18 protein-coding genes, 1 tRNA gene and 3 pseudogenes are annotated in these 19,786 nt (G+C 60.6%); 4 read left to right on the top strand and 18 right to left on the bottom strand.

All coding sequences use genetic code 11. The features are described 5' to 3' along the window. The 12 genes from AC3AYF_RS06765 to AC3AYF_RS06710 all read right to left on the bottom strand — a co-directional run. On the bottom strand, nucleotides 1-273 hold a 273-nt coding region (locus AC3AYF_RS06765), incomplete at its 3' end, for a RidA family protein (RefSeq protein ID WP_295037878.1). A gap of 2 nt (nucleotides 274-275) precedes the next feature. Further along, complete coding sequence (locus tag AC3AYF_RS06760) at nucleotides 276-1,133, bottom strand: PhzF family phenazine biosynthesis protein (protein WP_295037880.1); 858 nt, start codon at nucleotides 1,131-1,133, stop codon at nucleotides 276-278. Continuing rightward, nucleotides 1,130-2,047: a ketopantoate reductase family protein gene (locus AC3AYF_RS06755; RefSeq protein ID WP_295037882.1), complete on the bottom strand. Its 918-nt coding sequence runs from the start codon at nucleotides 2,045-2,047 to the stop codon at nucleotides 1,130-1,132. Before AC3AYF_RS06755 ends, AC3AYF_RS06760 begins: the two co-directional genes overlap by 4 nt. Before the next feature lie 68 nt (nucleotides 2,048-2,115). After that, a complete protein-coding gene (locus AC3AYF_RS06750; RefSeq protein ID WP_295037884.1) occupies nucleotides 2,116-3,582 on the bottom strand; it encodes an aldehyde dehydrogenase family protein in 1,467 nt (488 codons plus the stop codon). A gap of 66 nt (nucleotides 3,583-3,648) precedes the next feature. Further along, nucleotides 3,649-4,806, bottom strand: a complete 1,158-nt coding sequence (locus AC3AYF_RS06745) for a CaiB/BaiF CoA transferase family protein (RefSeq protein ID WP_487779539.1) — start codon at nucleotides 4,804-4,806, stop codon at nucleotides 3,649-3,651. Further along, nucleotides 4,803-5,600 (bottom strand): enoyl-CoA hydratase/isomerase family protein, encoded by a 798-nt coding sequence (locus tag AC3AYF_RS06740; RefSeq protein WP_295037887.1) that lies wholly within the window; start codon nucleotides 5,598-5,600, stop codon nucleotides 4,803-4,805. Before AC3AYF_RS06740 ends, AC3AYF_RS06745 begins: the two co-directional genes overlap by 4 nt. Before the next feature lie 196 nt (nucleotides 5,601-5,796). Beyond that, the gene (locus AC3AYF_RS06735; protein ID WP_295037889.1) at nucleotides 5,797-6,684 is read right to left on the bottom strand and encodes an NAD(P)-dependent oxidoreductase; all 888 of its coding nucleotides are present in this window, start codon (nucleotides 6,682-6,684) and stop codon (nucleotides 5,797-5,799) included. A gap of 103 nt (nucleotides 6,685-6,787) precedes the next feature. Then, the gene (locus AC3AYF_RS06730) at nucleotides 6,788-8,071 is read right to left on the bottom strand and encodes a TRAP transporter large permease (protein WP_295037891.1); all 1,284 of its coding nucleotides are present in this window, start codon (nucleotides 8,069-8,071) and stop codon (nucleotides 6,788-6,790) included. After that, entirely contained in the window at nucleotides 8,068-8,583 is a 516-nt protein-coding gene (locus AC3AYF_RS06725; protein WP_295037893.1) for a TRAP transporter small permease, read from the bottom strand. Before AC3AYF_RS06725 ends, AC3AYF_RS06730 begins: the two co-directional genes overlap by 4 nt. Nucleotides 8,584-8,677: 94 nt before the next feature. Further along, nucleotides 8,678-9,718, bottom strand: coding sequence for a TRAP transporter substrate-binding protein (locus tag AC3AYF_RS06720; protein WP_295037895.1), 1,041 nt, complete (start codon nucleotides 9,716-9,718; stop codon nucleotides 8,678-8,680). Nucleotides 9,719-9,968: 250 nt separating this feature from the next. After that, nucleotides 9,969-10,913 (bottom strand): LysR family transcriptional regulator, encoded by a 945-nt coding sequence (locus AC3AYF_RS06715; protein WP_295037897.1) that lies wholly within the window; start codon nucleotides 10,911-10,913, stop codon nucleotides 9,969-9,971. 107 nt (nucleotides 10,914-11,020) lie between these two features. Next, nucleotides 11,021-11,392 (bottom strand): winged helix-turn-helix transcriptional regulator, encoded by a 372-nt coding sequence (locus tag AC3AYF_RS06710; RefSeq protein ID WP_110674220.1) that lies wholly within the window; start codon nucleotides 11,390-11,392, stop codon nucleotides 11,021-11,023. A gap of 110 nt (nucleotides 11,393-11,502) precedes the next feature. Here AC3AYF_RS06710 and namA point away from each other — a divergent pair, with 110 nt between their 5' ends. Next, nucleotides 11,503-12,549 carry an NADPH dehydrogenase NamA gene (gene namA / locus AC3AYF_RS06705; RefSeq protein WP_295037901.1) on the top strand — a complete coding sequence of 349 codons (1,047 nt, stop codon included), beginning with the start codon at nucleotides 11,503-11,505 and terminating at the stop codon, nucleotides 12,547-12,549. Nucleotides 12,550-12,884: 335 nt separating this feature from the next. On the opposite strand, the gene AC3AYF_RS06700 is transcribed toward namA, so the two are convergent. From AC3AYF_RS06700 to mobH, 3 genes are all read right to left on the bottom strand, one after another. Further along, nucleotides 12,885-13,030: transfer RNA gene (locus AC3AYF_RS06700), tRNA-Thr, on the bottom strand. A gap of 108 nt (nucleotides 13,031-13,138) precedes the next feature. After that, a complete protein-coding gene (locus AC3AYF_RS06695; RefSeq protein ID WP_295037903.1) occupies nucleotides 13,139-14,092 on the bottom strand; it encodes a site-specific integrase in 954 nt (317 codons plus the stop codon). Continuing rightward, a complete protein-coding gene (gene mobH / locus AC3AYF_RS06690; RefSeq protein WP_295037905.1) occupies nucleotides 14,085-15,926 on the bottom strand; it encodes a MobH family relaxase in 1,842 nt (613 codons plus the stop codon). Before mobH ends, AC3AYF_RS06695 begins: the two co-directional genes overlap by 8 nt. A 228-nt stretch (nucleotides 15,927-16,154) precedes the next feature. On the opposite strand from mobH, the pseudogene AC3AYF_RS06685 reads away from it, so the two are divergent. Further along, a pseudogene (locus tag AC3AYF_RS06685) lies at nucleotides 16,155-16,609 on the top strand (integrase core domain-containing protein); the annotation flags it as partial. Between the two features lie 51 nt (nucleotides 16,610-16,660). Here AC3AYF_RS06685 and AC3AYF_RS06680 read toward each other — a convergent pair. Continuing rightward, nucleotides 16,661-17,404, bottom strand: a pseudogene (locus AC3AYF_RS06680) (cytochrome c biogenesis CcdA family protein). A 513-nt stretch (nucleotides 17,405-17,917) separates the two neighbouring features. On the opposite strand from AC3AYF_RS06680, the gene AC3AYF_RS06675 reads away from it, so the two are divergent. Beyond that, nucleotides 17,918-18,043: a hypothetical protein gene (locus AC3AYF_RS06675; protein ID WP_487779538.1), complete on the top strand. Its 126-nt coding sequence runs from the start codon at nucleotides 17,918-17,920 to the stop codon at nucleotides 18,041-18,043. 260 nt (nucleotides 18,044-18,303) lie between these two features. On the opposite strand, the gene AC3AYF_RS06670 is transcribed toward AC3AYF_RS06675, so the two are convergent. Together AC3AYF_RS06670 and AC3AYF_RS06665 are read right to left on the bottom strand one after the other, a co-directional pair. Further along, complete coding sequence (locus AC3AYF_RS06670) at nucleotides 18,304-18,744, bottom strand: DUF411 domain-containing protein (protein ID WP_110648820.1); 441 nt, start codon at nucleotides 18,742-18,744, stop codon at nucleotides 18,304-18,306. Nucleotides 18,745-18,999: 255 nt separating this feature from the next. Further along, complete coding sequence (locus AC3AYF_RS06665) at nucleotides 19,000-19,302, bottom strand: hypothetical protein (protein WP_239496164.1); 303 nt, start codon at nucleotides 19,300-19,302, stop codon at nucleotides 19,000-19,002. A 271-nt stretch (nucleotides 19,303-19,573) separates the two neighbouring features. On the opposite strand from AC3AYF_RS06665, the pseudogene AC3AYF_RS06660 reads away from it, so the two are divergent. Continuing rightward, a pseudogene (locus AC3AYF_RS06660) lies at nucleotides 19,574-19,726 on the top strand (MerR family transcriptional regulator); the annotation flags it as partial. Between the last annotated feature and the right edge of the window lie 60 nt (nucleotides 19,727-19,786).

The following is a 19,786-nucleotide window of genomic DNA, read 5'->3' as shown; positions in this document are numbered from 1 at the left end:
CTTGACGATCTCGATGCGCGACAGGTCGTCGACCACCGACTTGGCGACCGCCAGCAGTTGCAGGCCGACGTTGCGCGCCGCCGCATACCCGTCGTCGATCGAGGTGTCCTGGCCCATCCGGCCGGTGACGAGTGTGCCGTCGGCATTGCGGGGGACCTGACCGGACAGGTACAGCATGTCGCCCACCCGCTTGACCGGGCGGTACTGCGCCAGCGGTTCGGGGGCAGCTGGCAGAACGAGTCCCAACGAATCCAGTGTCTGTTCCGGTGTCATGTTCACTCCTTGCTGTCGATGATGGATGGCTCGCGGAGCACGCGAGTGTCTCCGGAGACGCGAATGCTGGCGCCCCGCTCGGGCGGGATGCCGGCTTCCAGGCGGGAAGGAACGCCCATGTCCTCCCCCTGATGAATGACGATGGCGCCCTCGTGCGGCCAGTCGAGGTCGCGCAGGTAGCCGGCCAGTGCGGCCGCCGCCGCCCCGGTGGCCGGGTCCTCGTAGACGCCACCGAACGGGAACGGATTACGGGCGTGGAAGTGCCGTGCGGTGTCGGCATGGACCAGATTGAAGGTGACGAGCCCCTCGCGGGCGGCCAGCGCGCGCCCCTGATCGAGGTCGTACCGCATCGCCCGCAACCGCTCCCGAGCGTTCAGCGCCAGGATCAGATGATCGCCGCCGCCATGGGCGATCGCCGCGGGTATCCTCGGGTCGAGATCGTCCGGCCCGAGCCCGAAAAGCGCCAGCGCCTCCTCGAGGAGCGGCGCCGACACCGGGCCGCTGCGGGTCGACGGCGACTGCAGGGAGGCTCCCCACCGCGTTGCCGAGAGATGGCCCTCGACGGTGATACTGGCCTTGTTGAGCTCGAGCGGAAACAGCCCCGGCCCCTGTTGTCGGGCGAGCGCGGCACCCAGCGCGATCGTGGCGTGACCGCAGAAATCGACCTCGACGCCGGGCGCGAAGTAGCGCACCCGCCAGCCATCGCCGGCGGGCGCGGCAAATGCCGTCTCCGAGTAACCGACCTCGGCGGCCAGTGCCTGCATCCGCTCGGCGGCGGGCAGGACATCGCACAGCACCACCCCCGCCGGATTGCCGCCCCGCCCCTCGGCGGAGAAGGCGGCGATATGCTGTAGCTTCATCGTTCCACGTTTCCTGTCAGGTCGTTGACACCGAACCGCTCCGCACTCTTGACCAGCAGCGTCAGGGTGCGGTTGAGGGGGACGGCGATGTCATGCCGGGCGGCACGCGCGACGATCTCCCCGTTGAGGAAATCGATCTCCGTGGGCTTGCCGTTCATCAGGTCCTGGGCCGTCGACGAGTACTGCCCGGCCATCGACGTGGGAATGGCGCGAAGGGTCTCGAACACCCCGTCCGGCACGGCGATACCCTCCGCCCGGGCGACGGCGATCGCCTCGCCGGCGATCTCTTCCATCAGTTGCGGTATGCCGTCCTGCTCCACCATCCTGCCGTAGGGCAGGCGGGTGACCGCCGAGAGCGGATTGATGGCGCAGTTCACCACCAGCTTGGCCCACAGCGACGCCATGGCGTCTTCGCCGACCTGGGTCTCGACGCCGGCCGCATTGAGAACCTCCGCCACCTCGTGCGCCCGCTCTCCGGACAGCTCCAGCTCCCCGCGCCCTTCGTGGCGCACCACGCCGGCCCCGTTCATGCGGCTGGCCACGTAGACCACCACCGGCATCACCGGCCGGCCGAGAAGTGCCTCCAGCGTTCCGGCATTGGAGACACCGTTCTGCAGGCTGAGCACGATGCAGGACGGGCTCAGATGCGGCGCCATCTCCCGCCCGGCGCGCTCGGTGTCGCCGGACTTCACGCAGACCATCGCCAGTTCGGCCCCCGCGATCGCCGCCGGGTCGCTGCTGGCCTCCACCGAGGCGACCCGGCGCTCGCCGTACTTCTCCAGAATCAGGCCGTTGCGGGATACCGCCTCGACAAAGGCGGCACGTCCCACCAGCACGACCTGGTGCCCGGCCAGCGCCAGCATGGCGCCGTAGTAGCAGCCGACCGCGCCGGCCCCCACGATGGCGACTTTCATGGTCTTTCTCCTTTAGGCGTCACTCCGGCTTCGCCCGGGCACTGGTCAGCGGCTTGCCGGATACGCCGTCACCCGTAGTGGTTGACGACCGTCTTGATTCGCGAGAACTCCTGCAGGGCGACGAAGCCTTTCTCGCGCCCGTGGCCCGATTTTCGCACGCCGCCGAAAGGCAATTCGACGCCGCCCGCGGCACCATAATTGTTGATGAACACCTGACCACAGTGGAGCGCCTTGGCAACTCGCTTCTGGCGCGCGCCGTCGCGGGTCCAGAGCGCCGCCACCAGGCCGTAGTCGGTGCCGTTGGCGATGGCGACCGCCTCTGCCTCGTCGTCGAAGGGAATGACGCAGAGGACCGGCCCGAAGATCTCTTCCTGGGCGATGGTGGAAGCCGGGTCGCACGGCCCGAAGACCACCGGCGCGACATAGAAACCCTCCGCCGCCGCCGCCGAGCCGATCCGCCCCCGGGCGATCACCGGCGCGTCGGCCTCGGCGATGTAACGCTCGACCCGCTGCTGCTGCTTGGCGGAGATGAGAGGCCCCATGATGACCGACTCGTCGGAGGGCCCGACCTCTATCGCCTCGAAGCGCGTTTTCAGTTCCACCACCACCCGATCGTAGATCGAGCGCTGCACCAGCACGCGACTGCCCGCCGAGCAGGTCTGGCCAGCATTTTGCACCAGGGCATTGACCAGCACCGGGAGCGCCGCCGCCAGATCCGCGTCTTCGAACACCAACTGTGGGGATTTCCCGCCCAGCTCCAGGGTGCAGCCCACGTAGTTCTTAGCCGCCGCGATCTGCACCAGAGTGCCGACCTCCGGCGAGCCGGTGAATGAGAGAAAGTCGACGCCGCGATGCTCGGACAGCGCCTTGCCGACGACATCGCCGCGCCCCGTCACGACGTTGAACACCCCCGCGGGGAAGCCGACCTCTAGCGCCAGCTGGGCGATGCGCAGGCCGCTCAGGCAGGCATCTTCCGATGGCTTGAGCACCACTGTATTGCCCATGGCCAGCGCCGGCGCCACCGAGCGCCCGATCTGCTGGGCCGGATAGTTCCAAGGCAGGATGACACCCACGACGCCATGGGGCTCACGGTACATCGCGACGTCGTAGCCCTCCAGGAAGGGGATGAGTTCGCCATGGAACTTGTCCGCCGCCCCGCCATAGAACTCGAAGTAACGCGCCAGGATCGTCATGTCGGCGCGCGACTGCTTGATCGGCTTACCGTTGTCCTTGGTCTCGAGCCGCGCCAGCGGTTCCGCCTCTTCGAGAATCCGCGCGGCGAGTCGGGCCAGCAGTCGCCCGCGTTCCGCCGCCGACAGCGTCGCCCAAGGTCCCTCGGCGAACGCCGCTCTCGCCGAGGCCACGGCCTGCTCGATATCCTCGGCGTCGCTGTCGGCGATCTGCGCGAACTGCCCCCCGTCGATCGGGGAGACGACGGGCATCACCCGGCCGCTTCGCGAGGGCACCCACTCCCCCGCGATCAGGTTCAACGGCTGGGGGATACGCAGCCCGTCCATCGAGGTCATGTCGTTCATATGTGACTCCTCTTGCTATCCTGGTGGCCCCTGCCGGACGACGGCAGCGGTCGAGTGTCATGTCGCTCAGCCGTTCACTGGTCTCGCTTCAGCGCGCAGGAGGCCCGCATTGTCGGCACCGAAGGCGCTGCCCGCCCGCTGCCTGGGCCGCTGGCCATTGAAGCGCAACGGGCTGGCCAGCAGGCGCATGTCAGGGCGTGAGGAATGCGGGACTTCGGAGATCATCTCGACCTCCTGCACGAAGGGGTTGTCCAGCGCTTCCTTAACCGTGTAGATCGGGGCGATCGGCAAGGTGCCCTCGAAGACCTTCAGCCAGTGCTTGGTGGTCTGACGGGCGAACTCCCGGTCGAGGATCGGGGTCAGCTCATCGCGATGGCGGGAACGCAGGTTCTGGTCGACGAAACGCGGATCCTCGGCCAGATCCTGGCGCCCGAGCTTCTCCAGCATGAGCCGCCAGAACTGCTCGGTCATGCACATGACGTAGAGCCAGCCGTCGGCGGAGGTGAACGTCTGCACCGGCGAGACGGACATGTGGGAACCGCGGGGTACCCGGTTGGATTCGATGCCCTCGTTGAGATACCAGGTGCCGACGTAGCCGAGCTGGTGCAGCGCGACATCGAACAGGCTGACGTCGACGTCGCTGCCCTCGCCGGACGTCCGGGCCTTGAGCACTCCGGCGAGGAGCCCGGTGACGCCGAGCGTGCCGGTCATGAAGTCGATGATCGATACGCCGAAGCGGGTCGGGTCGGCGCTGGGGTCGCCGGTCAGGTGCATCAGCCCGGCCTCCGCCTGCATCAGGTAGTCGTAGCCCGGCCAGGCGGCGCGCGAATTGTTGCGGCCGTAAGCGGAGATATGCAGGCAAACCAGCTTCGGATTCAGGTGCCTGAGGCTGGCGTAATCGAGGCCGATTCTGCCCGGCTGGTCGCCGCGCAGGTTGTTCATCACCGCATCGGCGGTCCGGACCACGCTCTCGAAGGCCCGACGGTCGTCCGGGTCCTTGAGGTCCAGGGCCAGACTCTGCTTGCAGGTATTCCAGCCTTGGAAGACCAGGCTATCGTTATCGCCCAGGAAGTGCGGCCCCAGACGCCGTGCCGGGTCGCCGCCGGTCTTGACGTTCTCCACCTTGATCACCGTTGCCCCCAGGTCGGCCAGCAGCATCGATCCGTAGGGTCCGGCGGCAAAATGCTCGACGGTCACGATCTTCAATCCTTCAAGCGGCTTCATGGGGCCTCCGGCGTGGCTGGGGTCGGGTTGAAATCGGGGGTCTCCTTGGCGAAGAAGGCGCGCACGCCCTCCTGGCAGTCGGCGGAGGTAAACACGGCATCGCTGGCCTCCAGAGATTGCGCAATCAGCTCCGGCAAGGACAACCGGGTGGCCTCGTCGATCAGCGGCTTGCACAGTGTGAACGCCAGCGCCGGGCGCTTGGCCATCTCCGCCGCCAGCGCCCGTCCGGCTTCCAGCGACTCGCCCTTGGCGGCGATACGGTCGATCAGCCCCCACTGCAGTGCGGTGTCGGCATCCACCGGTTCGGCGAGAAAGATCAGTTGCTTGGTCCGGCCTTCCCCGATCCGACGCACGGTCCGGTATGGCCCGCCGCTGCTGGGGAACACCCCCAGACGCATCTCGGGCAGCGCGAACCGGCTGTCGCTTTCGGCGACGATCAGGTCGCAGCACAGGGCGATTTCCAGCCCGCCCCCGAAGGCGAGACCGTGGATGGCGGCCACCACCGGCTTGGGAAAGGCGTCCAGTTTCTGGAAGACAGCGTTCTGACGGCGCAATTTGCGCTCGACGACCTGCCCGGGCTGATGGAACTGCTCGAATTCGGCGATATCGGAACCGGCGCAGAACGCCTTGCCGGAACCGGTCAGTACGACCGCACGCACGCTGTCGTCGTGACGCAGCGTCTCGAGAACGGCGTCGAGTTGGCCGGTCATCTCGATCTTGAAGAGATTGAGCGGCGGGTTCTGCAACGTAATCGTTGCGATATGGCCGCTGACTTCACACGTGATATAGGTCATCTCGTTTTTTCCCTCTCGAGCCGCTGACGGCAGCGTATGCGCCACGGCGAAACGCCTTGCATAGCGATGTTAGGGCGCCGATATAATTCAAACAAACTTGATATTCTTATAAACTTTTTGGAATTTCTTAACAGTCTTCACGAGCGCTTCCTGACGCGCCCGCTCACGATGCAGGCACGCCGGAGGCGAACTCGTCTTACGGTTTTTGAAGCGGCGTTTTCTGCAGCAGAGTCACCTGTTCCGGCATGAACGCGCCTCCATCGCCACGCTCGACGAGGGCGCCCAGGGTGTCGTGAATGGCCCGGGCCACTTGGCGGGACGCACCGGACTCCTCGGCCATTTGGTCGTAGTAGCCGGCATCCTTGTAGGCGTTCTGGATGGTGAAACGCAGCAGGTCGGCATTGCCTTCCAGGATATAGGGCGCGACCCGCTCCAGTGCCGCGCCCCCGGCGCCGCCTTTTCTCAGGCAGTCCACCATGGCGTCCACGTCCATGCCATCCTGGATGGCGCAGGCGGCCACCTCCGCGATCAAGGTCACGGTCCCCAGCGAGACGATGTTATGGACCAGCTTCAACTGGTGGCCACTACCGACGCCGCCGGCAACGAAGATATTCTCCGCGAAACTCTCCAGCAGCGGTCGGATCCGCTCGATGACCGCCGTCTCGCCCCCCACCAGCAGGTTGAGCCGCCCCTCCTCGGCCTCCTTCGGCGTTCGGGTCATCGCGGCATCGACGAATTCGCAGCCCTTCTCCCTGACCCTTTCGGCCAGCGCCCGGGTCGAGCTCGGAATCGCCGTCGAACAGTCGACCACGATCGCGCCCGGCTGCAGCGCGGCCAGTGCGGCACCGTTACCCACCAGCACGTCCTCGACCTGGGGCGTACCGGTCACGCACAGGATCAGCACATCGCAATTGGCCGCCAAGTCGGTCGCGCTGGGCCAGGGATTGGCGCCCTGCTTGACCAGATCGGCGGTCGGCTGGTTGCCTGGCTGGTCGAGAAAGTGCAGCTCCCAGCCTTTGCCGACGATGTTCCTGGCGATGCCGTGGCCCATCAAACCGACACCGATAATGCCTATCTTCTGCATTGCGTAATCTCTCTCTAGTGTGGCGAATCACAAATACCATTCCATCATGCACGGCGCGCGCTACGACCGGTTCATCATCGGGCCCGGCCGCCGCGGGCGGCGGTCAGCGCCCCCCGGTCAACCATTCGACCGGGGCCAGGGTGATGGCCGGCACGTAGGTAGTGACCATCAGGCTGATGAACACCGCCATCACGAACCACACCAGTTGCGGGACGATCTTGTCGACCGGGATCCTGGCGACGGCGCAGGCGGCAAAGAGATTGACGCCGAGCGGCGGCGTGACCATCCCGAGCGCCAGGTTGACGACCACGATCAGCCCGAAATGCACGGGGTCCACGCCGTAAGCCACCGCCACCGGCGTCAGGATGGGCGCGAGAATCAGAATGGCCGCAGACGTCTCGACGAACATCCCCACCACCAGCAACAACAGGTTGATCGCCAGCAGGAAGGTTATCTTCGAGTCGAAGGCGCCATAGAACAGCTCGGCGATATGCGAGGTCAGCCCCGACCTGGCGATCAGGAACGAAAACAGCGCCGCCGCCGAGATGATCAGCATGATCGAGGTGGTGGAAATGACGGTCGCACGCAGGATGGCCGGCACATCGCCCAGCTTCAGGTCGCGGTAGACGAACCGGCCGACCACCACGGCGGCAGCGACGGCGACGGCGGACGCTTCGGTCGGCGTGAAGATGCCGCTGTAGATCCCGCCGAGGATGACCACGGGAACCGCCAGCGCCGGCACGGCGGCCACCAACGCCGGCCCGAGCGGGAGCCGATCCGCGCCGTCGTCGAGCCCCACGCCCCGCACCCGGCAGAGCGTGTAGACCGTCAGCAGCAGCGCCAGGGAAATCAGGATTCCCGGACCGAAGCCCCCGATGAAGAGCTGCCCCACCGAGGTTTCCGTCGCCACCCCGAACAGGATCAGCGGAATCGAAGGCGGAATGAGGACGCCGAGCTCTGCCGATGTCGCCTGGATCGAGGCCGCCATCGGCGTCGGATATCCATTCTTCACCATGGCCGGAATCAGGATGGCGCCGATCGCGAACGTCGTCGCCACCGAGGAGCCGGAGACGGCGGCGAACATCAGACAGGTGACGACACAGGCGGCACCCAGTCCGCCTCGAAAACCGCCCACCAGCGCCTTGGCAAGATCGACTAGCCGCAGCGATATGCCGCCCCGCGCCATCAGATTGCCGGCCAGGATGAACAGCGGCACCGCCATCAGCGGAAAGCTGTCCAGACCCGCGAACAGGCGCTGGGGAACGATGAGCAGCGGTAGATTGCCATAGACCAGTATGCCGACGATCGATGCCATGCCGATGGACACGGCGATGGGCACGCTGGCGAGGAGCAGGACCAGCAACGATGCCAGAAGCGCAATATTCATACTTGCTTCTCCTCGCCAAGAGCGACTGCGTCCTGCGCCGCCTGGGGAGCGTTCGAGCGCACCAACTCGGCGATCAGCGAAATCACCGCGAAACACGAACCGACGGGGATGGCGGCATAGGCCCACCCGATCGAAACGTTCAGCGACGACAACACCTGGGATGAGACGCGATCGACCAGCATCGCCCCATAGACGACCAGCACGCTGAAGAAGATCAGGCTCAGGAGCCGCGTGAGGTTGGCGAGTAGGCGGGCATGGCGTTGCGGGAGGGCGCTCTGCACGACGTCCACGGCGATCATGCTGCCGCTGCGGATGGTGGCGGACACGCCGAGGAAGACGGCCCAGATGATGGCCGTGCGAGCCGCCGCCTCGGACCAGGAAGAGGGGTCGCCGAAAGCGAATCGGGTGACGACCTGGTAGATCGTCAGCCCCGTGGCGAGCGCGAGGAACGACACCGCCGCCCGGGTCGCGATTTTCGAGGTGACGGCTTCGACAGACAGTATCAGGTTCATGGATAACGCTACCATCGATGGATTGGTGCACGTCGACGGGCGCGTGGGGGCGGTTCGTTATCGCCACCACGCGCTCACTTCCCGCCGGCCCCGGTTATTCGGCAGCTTTGATCTGGTCGATCAGCCCGGTACCGAAGGGATCGGTATAGAGTTCGTAGGAAGCCGCTTCGGCGGCCTTGGCGAAGGCGGCCCGGTCGATGTCGGTGGTCACCGTCATGCCATGCGCTTTCAACATCTCCACGCCCGAAGCCTCCAGCCGCGTGACTTCTGCCCGGGTGGCCGCCACGGAGGCCTGGGCGGCTTCCCGAAACCAGCGTTTTTCCTCGTCGGAGAGGCCGTCGTAGAGCGAAGGGGAAGCGAGAATGATGGCGGGCGAATAGACGTGCCGCGTCGCGGAGAAGTATTTCTGCACCTCCCACATGCGTGAAGAGGTAATGACGGTAAGAGGATTCTCCTGCCCATCGACCACGCCTTGTTGCAGCGCCGGGATGAGCTCGTTGAAGGCCATCGGCGTCGGCGACGCCCCCATACCGGCAAAGGCCGCCATCTGCAGCCGATTTTCCATGGTACGAATCTTCAGACCCACCAGATCCGCAGGCTCGGAAACGGCATGCTTCGAGTTGGTCAGATTGCGAAAGCCGTTCTCCGACCAGGCCAGCGCCTGCAAGCCATGCTCGTCGACCTTCTGGAGCAGCTCGTCACCGATCTCACCGTCGAGTACGGTTCTGGCATGCTCGTAGTCCTTGAACAGAAAAGGCAGATCGAAGATCGAGATTTCAGGCACGAAGTTGGCCAGGGGAGCGGAGGCCACGATGGCAAGGTCGACGGAGCCGATCTGCAAGCCTTCGATCAGATCGCGCTCGCCCCCAAGCTGCCCCGCGGGCGCCTCGGTGACCTGGTACTTGCCGTTCGACAGTTCGTTCAGTTTCTCAGCAAAGGCCTTGACCCCCAGCCCGTAGTGCGACGTGGACGACAAGGTGTGAGCCATGACGACATTCTGCGCCGTGGCGGCTGTCGCCCACAGGGACAAGACAGCGATCGGTATCCATCTGAGTATCGGCATTACGACCCCCAAAGTTATCCTTATTATTGGCGAGGCAGCACCAACGGTGCGTTGGCAGCGCCCCTCCATCATGTATATCGAGCTGGCGTCGTGGCAGGCGGCTGGAAGACCGCCAGGTAACCCGTGGGCGACCCGGCCACTGGACGAAACTTAAACGGGGGAGTTCATTCCGACAATCTGATTAATCTTACAGATTGGTCAGAAAAACTGAGAATACCTCGGAGCCTGCCCGTGGGCCGGGCGGAAAAGGCGAAGGCGAAGGCGGGAATATTTCCAGTCGCCTGATGGCATCAGCCGTCGGGATGCCGATTCGATGGCCGCTTCACCGGCCTTGCGAGCTCCCCTGGACGTCGCCGGGGTTGAGCCGTTTCTCGAATATATCGGCCAGGGCCGTCGACGGTTCGCTCAGGACTTCCTCCTTGAGTGTCGCGATCCCGATGTCCCTGACGACCCGAGGCTCGACGAGCTCGAGCATGCGCATGCCCGGTGGCATCACCGGCGGTACCGCCAGCCTCGGCACGATCCCGATACCCAGGCCAGACTCGGCGAGATCCACCAGCGTCGCGGCCTGCCTGACGCTGCAAGCGATATGGAGGGGCCGGCGGGCGCTCTCCAGATACTCGGTCAGCAGCATCTGCGACTCCCTGCCATCATGCAGGGTGATGATGGGCATGCCCTGCATCACCAGCAGCGGCAGGCGGGCCAGCTGTTCCAGCGTCAAGGCCTCCGGCAGATCCCGGAAATGCTCGCCAGAGGCCAGCGCGACGAGTGGTTCGCGCAGCAGCCGACGGAAGACCAGGTCGGACCTGGCCTGTACGAAGGGAGTGACGCCAAAATCGATCTCGCGATCGCGTACGGCAACCAGGAGATCGCTCGAGGTCACCTCCCTGATATGGATGGAAACCTGCGGAAAACGCTGGCGGAACTCCGCTAGCACGGCGGCGAGCAGATTGGCCGCAACCGTGGGCGCACAGCCGAAGGCCACCCTACCGCGCCTGCGCTCGGCGGATTCGTGTGTCTCGAGAATCCCCTCCTCGAGTCGTCTGATGGAGTCCTGGACCCGCTCCAACAGAAAGGTTCCATCGGGCGTCGTGGTGACACTCCGGGTGGTGCGCTCGAGGAGTTTCAGGCCCATCTGCCCCTCGAGCTCGGCGATCTGCATACTGATCGCGGAGGGGGTACGGCCCAACTCCTCCGCCGCGCGACTGAAGCTACGCAATTGAGCCACGCGTGCAAAGGTGTGCATGAGTTTCAAGTTGACGTTCATCGCGCCCTTCCCGAATCGTTGACGGCCCGGTCATATTGCCCGATCGGGGCTTGGGACGAGCAAGCGGTTTTTGGAGACGCGCGGTAGAGCTCTCGCGATCCCTCCCCTCAACTCGTCTCCCGAGCCCGCTGGCGCCGGGACAGGACTTCTTCTTCATGTGCCGCCCCCCAGTCGCGCATGGCGGTGATCAGAGGCACCAGCGTCTCTCCGAGAGGTGCCAGCGAGTACTCGACCTTGGGCGGCACTTCCCGGTAGACCTCCCGGTGAATGATGTCATCCGCCTCCAGCTCACGAAGCTGTAGCGTCAGCATGCGCTGGGTTATCTCGGGCATCAGCCGCCGAAGCTGATTGAAGCGCCGAGTCTCCGACATCAAGTGGAAGAGAATCAGCGCCTTCCACTTCCCCCCTATCACATCGACCGTAAAGGTCACGGGGCAAGCAAATGCCTCCGCCTCGCCGTGAGGAATGCCAAGCTTCATATTCCCACCTCGGTATACCAAATGTACCTACCATACAAAACTGTGCGTACTTACAAATATCACGTGCAGAGATTAGCATCGATTCCACGCTAAACCCATGGAGTCTCGATATGAGCTTGTTGCTATCCCCGTTCGAATTCAAAGGTCTCAAACTGCGCAACCGCGTGGTCATGTCGCCGATGTGCATGCACAGCGCGGAAGAAGATGGCTTCGTCACGGATTGGCATCGCGTGCATTACGGTGCCCGGGCCCAGGGGCAGGTCGGACTCGTTTTTCCGGAGACGCTTGCGGTGGAAGCCGATGCACGCATTGGACAAGGCGATCTCGGCATCTGGAGTGACGCCCATGTCGCGGGGCTGAAAGAGCTGGTGGCGCTACTGCACGGCTTTGGGGCCAAGGTCGGCGCGCAGATCGGTCATGCCGGCCGCAACGCGGACCTGCCCGATGTCACTCGGGTCGCGCCCTCCGCCATTCCTTTCACCGAGGAGTCCCCCGTTCCCCATGCGCTGGAAACCGACGAGATCGCCAGGATCGTGGAGGCGTTCGGCCAGGGCGCAAGACGCGCTGTCGAAGCCGGATTCGACATACTGGAAATCCACACGGCCCACGGTTATCTACTCAACGAGTTCCTGTCGCCACTGGCCAATACCCGTAATGACGAATATGGCGGCGATGCCCAACGCCGGTACCGAATCGTGCGAGAAGTCATCGACGAGGTGAAAAAGTATTGGGGAGAGCGCCCTCTCTTCGTGCGCATTTCCAGTACCGATCATGCCGCGGGCGGCAATACTCCCGAAGCCTTCCTTGAGTACGGCCGCTGGATGAAGAAGCAAGGTGTCGACCTGATCGATTGCAGTTCGGGGGGTATCAAGATGGTGAAAGTCGAGTCCTATCCGAACTACCAGGTACCCGCAGCGGAAATGCTGCGCAAGCACCTGGACATCGCCACTGGCGCGGTCGGCCTCATTCAAAATGGGCGTCAGGCCGAGGAAATACTACAGAATGGCAGGGCCGATCTGGTCTTCATCGGGCGCCAGATGCTGCGGGACCCTTTTTGGGTACGCAGCGCGGCGGACGACCTGCAGGAGCCCATCGACATTCCCAAGCCCTACACTCGATACGGCGCTGTCTGGCTGAACACCAGGGCGACTGCGTGACCTCCCTCCGCTGAGCGCGCGGCCCGGGCACGTCCGCCGGGTCGCGGTCTCACCACGACCAGCCTATGACCAGCGCCAGGCGCTGTCTGAAAAATCGACGAGCAGTGGCCAAATGGATGAGCGTAGGCATTTTCCGGACAAAGCGTAATGGCTCTCGATGAGTCGTGGCTAACGCTTCGAGTGCCAATACCAGCGCCAAGCGATGCCAAATCCGGCACGCGGCTACAACGCTACACACTGGGCGGTGGGCACTTTGTCGACACGCACAAAAAAACCGCCTTGAAGGGCGGTCTCTTGCAAGGCTTGAAAAGTCTTTCAAATCAATCTCTAAGCTCTGGTGCCGACACCAGGAGTCGAACCCGGGACCTACTGATTACAAGTCAGTTGCGGGTTTTCGGCCGTGCAGCAAAACTGTTTGGTTCAGCTAACATAAAATTTTTAGCGCCACTCATGCAGAAACCTCTCCCTGCACTACATTGGCGCTATGAATCATGGCCAACCCCCACATGGATGTCAACCCACCCATCTTCATCGCGATAATTAGGAGGTGGAGGTTCCCCTCCCCCTCTGTCTGTTGATTCTCAAGCGACTATACCGGTGGCCTGGCGTTCAGGGCGCGACGCATGGATTCGACGTCGGGATGGACGTATTCCATCGTGGTGCGTATATCGGTGTGATTGAGTATATTTTGGGTGATGTGGATATTGCGCTCAGGGCTTTCCATGAGACTTGTCGCGAGGAAGTGACGGAAGCGGTGCGGAGACATCTTATAGCCTGTGAGATCCGAGAGGGCTCGAAAGAACCGCTCGACCTGCCAGGTATCCATCGTTGTACGTTTATGGCGATGACTGAATCGGTTCACATTGAATAGCTGGTCCTGTCTTTTAAAACCGGCATTATGCGCCGCCACGATTAACGTATGGAGATGCGGGTACAAACCATCAGGTATTGGGAGAATGCTCTCCGAGTGCGTTTTTGAACCCACTGCCGAGGCTCGAAAAACGCGCTTTTTGAGATTGACATCTCCCGCTTCCAGGTGAAGTAGCTGGTTTAGCCGAATCCCCGTATAGAAGAAAGTCTCCATCAGTGCCTGCCAAAACCAGGCCGGATGGATTTTCGATGCCTCCTCGTAGCAAATCTCATAACGGCGGCAAACGTCCAGAACCTCACGCGCGTAGCGGATCTGCAAGGGCTGGAGCGACTTCTTGGGCTGTTTTGGCTGTTTGACGGAAACCTCGCTAAAAGGGTTCTGAGTGCATGCGATCAGCTGATATTTTATCCCGAAGCTGTAGAGCGCCTTGAGATGGCGCGTGTAGTTATTCCAGCTGGATTCGGCTATGCCGTCCGGTTTATCCAGCGTGCGTATTATCGACACTCTCCACTCGATCACCATATGACGCGTGACCATACTGGGATAGGCTTCATGACCCAGATAGCGTCTGAATAACCGTACGACCGCGGTGTAGGTGCTGACGCTCTTGGGCCGAAGGTGCTTATCTGCTGCATAGCGGCTCAACAGCTCCAGAAACGACACATCATTCATCTAACTGTTCCCCTTCTCCTTTTGTGGTTTGCAGAGCCAATACCCAGTTGTCAGGCGGTATCTTCTGACTCACCTGTTGCGGATCCTTGATCAGGTACCCCTTCAGCAGTCGGGTCTTGTTCGGCCCCTCGACAGAAACGGTGTGTATGTTCTGTCCATGAGTCCTGACGTGCGCGCCCAGTTTCTGAAAACGTTTTTGAACCGTTTTCCACAGCTCTTCATTGCCCAGCACAACGTTACTGAAGCGCTTGAAGATCCCCGGGCTCACAAGGAAGTAGGTGCCGTCCACTGTATGAACTGGCGCATTGGTGTCATTGATGACGATCGAATGGTTTGCCAGACCCACCTTCAACCACTGCCAGAACTGCCCCCCGAAATCCGAATGATTATCATGCGCATATGATGTTTTAACAGATTTCACTGAATTTGGCCCGGATAAGTTGTCTGTTACTTTGCTTTCGCAAGCCATGGATTCAATTGAGCTTTTCGGTTCGGACGTCCTGACTTCTGGAAAGAGCGCCATGATGTCGTCGTCGAGGGAAACATCCGATGAAGTGAAGCCACCCACTTGGGGACTAGGAGTAACAGATGAATTCTGCTTCTGCGGCTGCAGATCGCCGGTAACGTCAGCCTCGACAAGCTGATCCTTGCTCGGCTCGCTTTTTGTCTTCTGCGAGTTTTGGGGCTTATCAGCCGAGGCTTCCTCAGGAGCTCCGGCTCCCCGTACAGTCAATTCGCCATTGAATGACGCCGGCTTGCCCTCAACGCCCCAAATCAGCGTGGGAGGTACCTTGACCATGTTGAAAACCTGATTCCAGTCACCGTCAGTGATCTCACACTTCCAGACTGACTTGCCCTCGCTGACCTCCTCAATGAGACCGTGAGCCTGCAATTCGCCGTAGAGTCGGTTGAGGTCGGCCGGTATACTTTTGATCCCTTGGGAATAGAGGTGGGTCTTAAGCTCATTGACTACACGTGGCGATACCAGCCAGAGCGCTTCATCGGTGAGCCAGCCGGCCCCTCCCTTCTGGTTCAATTTGAACTGATCTTTGACCAGATAACGCAGCCCCTCGGCCAGCTTACGCTGGATGGACTCCGTCGGCGCAGATAGCGCCTGAACAGGATCGCCACCTAGCGCCTTGGCGACACTTGCCCGATCAGCCTGGTGGATCAACTCGGCAATAATGCCGCCTCGCTCGGTGTGACCGGCGATCGTGTACATCAGTAGTGCAAACAATCGGGGCTGGCTCATCAGCCAGTCCAATACCCTGCCCCCCAAAACTTGGTGCGCCAGCACTGGGTTGACGGCACTGTGGAGGTGGTATTCCCTCCCCGTGCGATAGCGAACGCGGTAAGGCTTAGGTATCACCCCATGCCACACGCGCCACTCGCTGCCGTCCTCGAGATGAATTTCGATGTCGACCAGCACCTTGGCCACGTCGTGCATCAACGAACCATAAATGATCGCTGCACTCCAAAGCTCGCCGGCGGAACTCTGATCCTCGGGCTTGGCATTGGGTGGCAAGAGGTGACGTTGCCGGAGACGAAGCCCGTAGCAGGCCATCTCGAGCGCGTGGTCGAGCATGCCTCCTGGATAGGCGTGGTGATGCGACTCGGAGGCCGGAAGCAACTGTACAAGCTCGGCATACCTTCCGATAGGAGCTAGTAGATACTCGTTGAATACTGGCTGCGTCAGGGACGTCGTGTCCCAGAGCAACTTGATCATCGATTGACGACGCGGGGTCGCGAGCAGCTCCCTACCGGTCTGAGGAAAGTGGTAACCCTCGGCGGCATTTGGAGTGTTGGCGGATCGCGCCAAGAGGCGTCGAAGCATTGGATTTCCTGAGACTATCGGGCTACAAGCTGATGTGACAGGGAATAAACGTCCAAGCGAAGGTAAAATGTTAAATCCAACGGCTAAGGTTTTTAGCTAGTATCTCCAATGAGAAAGCCATGACGACTAGGAACCACTGGAAAGCGGTATATCGAGAGAACGCACCGGGTAAAGTCAATTGATATCGTTCACACCTGGATGAAGTTGATTTAGCTCATCGAAGAGGCTGTCCTGGTCGTGGCACGCGAGTTCCTGAACACAAGGCTGTCACGCTCCAGCCTGCAACGCATGCTCAAACGGCGTGAGGTGCCGACACTGGCGAAACTGGCGGAACTGGCGGAACTGGCGGAACTGGCGGAATAGAGAAAGCCAATGGTCGCCACGCCTTAGAACTGGAGTGTCAGACGCATAATAGCGAAAATCGCCTGATCAAGCCGGGGCGCCCACAGGCCAACGGGATGATCGAACGCTTCAATAGCCGTATCAGAGACGTGTTTGTAACGGGCCGCTATGAATCAAGCAAGGAGGACCTGGAATAGACGCTGAAACACTGCTGCTGGCAGTACAATTACCATAATCCGCAGAAGACGCTGCATCATCAATCAACGATAGCAGCGATGAAAGAACGGCAGACTAGACGGCCTGCATTATTTCACAGACGGGTAAGTAATCACTCGGACCCAACACGTAAGAAAAGGGTTCACTGCATTTCGCATAGAATTTCTTCGAAAAGTTTACCCAATGGAACCGAGCGCAGGGAACGTCGCTAGCAGCCAGTAAGATAACGCTGTCAGTTGGCCGGTAATCATCAGTATGCCCATGGTAATCATAATGAGCCCCGCCACGATGTGCATAGTTTGCCCCCAGCGCCGTAGAAACCGCTGATGCTTAAGGAATCGGTCAAGCGAAAAGGCGCTCAGTAGGAATGGCATACCCAAGCCCAGCGAATAAATTCCAAGTAACGCCAAGCCGCCTGAAATATTGGCCGTCGAAGCGCTAACGGTAAGGATGGCGCCCAGGATCGGGCCAATACAGGGTGTCCAGCCGAATGCGAATGCGACACCGAGCCACTAAGCCGCGCCAGGCCCGCCGCCATCTTCTTTGAGCTTGCCGATGAAGCGCCATTCCCGCTGTAGCCAACGCATCGGGATAATGCCGGTCATGAATACACCAAACACAACGACAATGACGCCGCCAACAAGGTTCGCTTCCTGACGATAGACCAGTAACAGGCGACCGATGGTCGTGGCGCTCGCCTCCAGAACCAGAAAGACCGTGGAGAATCCGAGTACGAACCATATCGACTGGGCCAGCACCCTGAGCCGTTCACGTCGATCCGCTTCACGTATCTGGCTTAGCGAACGCCCGGCTACGAAGGAGAGGTAGCCAGGCACTAGCGGCAGAACACAGGGCGAGACGAAAGAGATCAGGCCTGCCAGGAAAGCCGTGAGCAGGCCGATATTGGCGATATCAAGCATTCAGAGCGGACGTTTACGCCGTCTCCTTGGACGCTGGATGAGAATCGATGCTGGCCTGAACGTTAGACGTCTCGCCCTGGTCGGCAGGCTTGTCTTTCTTGTCCTTGCATTTCATCATGCATAGGCCCAATCCACACATGACCACACACGGCAACAGGCCTATCAGTATCGGCGCTATGCCGAAGAGGACCAACTGGTCCCAGCCCAACGCGAGGCTAGCAGCAATTACCACGGCGCCTAAAAGCCAGAAGCGGCGCGGCCCTGTCAGTAGGCTTCGGAAGCCTGACTGCTCCGGTCCCTGCTTGGGTTGCTTATCACAGCAGTTCATTGGGATACCCCTCTATCACGTTCAATAATGTCGAGAAGAAAGTCGTTCATTGCTGGGCTGTCCCACTCCGTCGCCCACCAGACGCCCAATCTCCTCACCTCGGCGGTCGATCAGTAATGTCGTCGGAATGCCTACGGTACCCAAGTTCGCTCCAGCCCTCCCGGTTTGATCGATATCTGGCGAAGATGCTCAATGCCCATGTCCTGGTAGAAGTTCTTCACGACATCGATCCCTTTACGATCGGCGGAGAGCGCGACGACCTCGAAAGCCTCTCCGCCCAACTCGGCTTGAAGGGCATCTGGCGCGGGTAACTCTTCGCGGCATGGTCCGCACTAGGTCGCCCAAATATTGAGCAGGACAAGCTTCCCTTCAAAATTGGCTAGCGTTAAAGGGTTGCCATCGCCATCCTCGAAACTCAGCTCAGGTAAGTCACGCGGGCTCCCCCAGAGCATAAGCCCCTGCGGGCCTAGGCTGCTAGGTGGACTGGCGATAGCAATAGAGGCCATAGCTAACAGACTCATCATTGCGATGTTCTGCTTGAGATTAGCCAGTCTCATGGTTCCAGGCGGCCTTAATAGGTCGCGTAAACATCAGGTGTATCGGTCGGCTGAAAAGCCAGGGTATAAACTTCGATAGGGTCTTGTTTCTCACCTCCCATTCCCGGCGAACCAAGCGGCATGCCCGGTACACTCAAGCCTATGATAGAGGGTTCCTCCTCAAGCACCTTGTTGACGCTCTCCACGTTCACGTGGCCTTCGAAAACGTAGTTGCCAATAAATGTGGAGTGACAACCGTACAGGCTCTTGGGAATCTTATTTTCCGCCTTTATCTGAGAAAGATCATTGGTACCGATCACCTCTACATCGAACCCATTCTTTTCCAAGTATTTGGCATACTCCTCGCAGCAGCCGCAGTTAGGGTCCTTGTAAAGAGTCGCCGATGTCTCTGCAGCCAACCCTGTAAGAGGAAAAGACAGCAGAGCAACAACGGCCAATTTCTTGAGATTTTTCATATCTTCGGTCTCCTAGGTAGAATAGCCTTATAGCTGAATCGTGGCTTAGTCCAACATCTCTGAATTAGCCGATGAGTCTTTCGGAAATAAGATGTAGTCGTTCCCTAACACAAGCGAAGAGTGTATCCGCCCCTTTACGGTACTTCGCATAAGAGACCGGATCCAAACATTCTCGACCACGTACACCCTCCCATGCACCGCTGAGTTAGAAGAGGCTGCTCCATACAAAGTCGTAAAGCAGCCAAGGCTCATGGTTCAAGAGTCGCTTGCAGCTTCCTGTTTCTTCTGCATGTTATTCATCATGGCGTTGCACTTTTCCATCATGTCGTTCATCTGCTCCATCATGCCCATCATGTTTCCGTTCATGCCACCGCCTTCCATCATCTTGCCGTGCATGTCGTTGCCTTCCATTCCTTCCTGCTGCGCATCGTCCTGCGCGAAGATGGGTCCAGCTCCAAAGATACCCATGGTGAGTACCGCAGTGGCAATCATTGCATTACGTATTTTACGCATAATCAATTCCTTACTCTGAGGAATGGTTTTAAGTGCAGGCTTCAAGCCTGTTAGCTCGTACCGTTAGATAGTGCAGTAGGACTAGTTGACCGCTTCGCCATCCAACCCGATTCTAGAACATGTGGGCCCACACACCGATCAAGTGACAGAGGCCAAAGTCTCTTGCCACCATGCTCTGTGTCGAGCGAGGGCAGAAGCATATTTGTACGATATCCTTAAAGCTTGCTTTAAGGTCAAGCCATTTCTTTTTTTGACCTTTGTGCTACCCCAAGGATTTAAAATTAGCAGCAGCAAAGCTCAAGCTCGGGAGAAACTCATGAAGGTCAGCGAACTCGCTCTGGCAGGTGGTATCACGGCGGAGACGGTGCGCCATTACACTCGGGAAGGTTTGTTGCATCCACGGCGCGACCCAGCCAATGGGTATCAGGTCTACGATGGCGCAGACGTTAGTAAGCTATGTTTTATTCAGTGCCTTGTAGTGGTTCACTAAAACCGGACACCCATTTAGGTGGTATCGTCGCCACCAAAG

This window comes from Salinicola sp. (assembly GCF_982684285.1).
The sequence above is the reverse complement of the archived record's forward strand: the minus strand, read 5'-3'. Positions and strand labels throughout refer to the sequence as shown.

Excerpts from the sequence above, each read along its gene's own strand:
- AC3AYF_RS06760 (WP_295037880.1), bottom strand. The coding sequence starts at position 1,133 with ATGAAGCTACAGCATATCGCCGCCTTCTCCGCCGAGGGGCGGGGCGGC.
- AC3AYF_RS06755 (WP_295037882.1), bottom strand. The coding sequence starts at position 2,047 with ATGAAAGTCGCCATCGTGGGGGCCGGCGCGGTCGGCTGCTACTACGGC.
- AC3AYF_RS06750 (WP_295037884.1), bottom strand. The coding sequence starts at position 3,582 with ATGAACGACATGACCTCGATGGACGGGCTGCGTATCCCCCAGCCGTTG.
- AC3AYF_RS06745 (WP_487779539.1), bottom strand. The coding sequence starts at position 4,806 with ATGAAGCCGCTTGAAGGATTGAAGATCGTGACCGTCGAGCATTTTGCC.
- AC3AYF_RS06740 (WP_295037887.1), bottom strand. The coding sequence starts at position 5,600 with ATGACCTATATCACGTGTGAAGTCAGCGGCCATATCGCAACGATTACG.
- AC3AYF_RS06735 (WP_295037889.1), bottom strand. The coding sequence starts at position 6,684 with ATGCAGAAGATAGGCATTATCGGTGTCGGTTTGATGGGCCACGGCATC.
- AC3AYF_RS06730 (WP_295037891.1), bottom strand. The coding sequence starts at position 8,071 with ATGAATATTGCGCTTCTGGCATCGTTGCTGGTCCTGCTCCTCGCCAGC.
- AC3AYF_RS06725 (WP_295037893.1), bottom strand. The coding sequence starts at position 8,583 with ATGAACCTGATACTGTCTGTCGAAGCCGTCACCTCGAAAATCGCGACC.
- AC3AYF_RS06720 (WP_295037895.1), bottom strand. The coding sequence starts at position 9,718 with ATGATGGAGGGGCGCTGCCAACGCACCGTTGGTGCTGCCTCGCCAATA.
- AC3AYF_RS06715 (WP_295037897.1), bottom strand. The coding sequence starts at position 10,913 with ATGAACGTCAACTTGAAACTCATGCACACCTTTGCACGCGTGGCTCAA.
- AC3AYF_RS06710 (WP_110674220.1), bottom strand. The coding sequence starts at position 11,392 with ATGAAGCTTGGCATTCCTCACGGCGAGGCGGAGGCATTTGCTTGCCCC.
- namA (WP_295037901.1), top strand. The coding sequence starts at position 11,503 with ATGAGCTTGTTGCTATCCCCGTTCGAATTCAAAGGTCTCAAACTGCGC.
- AC3AYF_RS06695 (WP_295037903.1), bottom strand. The coding sequence starts at position 14,092 with ATGAATGATGTGTCGTTTCTGGAGCTGTTGAGCCGCTATGCAGCAGAT.
- mobH (WP_295037905.1), bottom strand. The coding sequence starts at position 15,926 with ATGCTTCGACGCCTCTTGGCGCGATCCGCCAACACTCCAAATGCCGCC.
- AC3AYF_RS06675 (WP_487779538.1), top strand. The coding sequence starts at position 17,918 with ATGCTCAATGCCCATGTCCTGGTAGAAGTTCTTCACGACATCGATCCC.
- AC3AYF_RS06670 (WP_110648820.1), bottom strand. The coding sequence starts at position 18,744 with ATGAAAAATCTCAAGAAATTGGCCGTTGTTGCTCTGCTGTCTTTTCCT.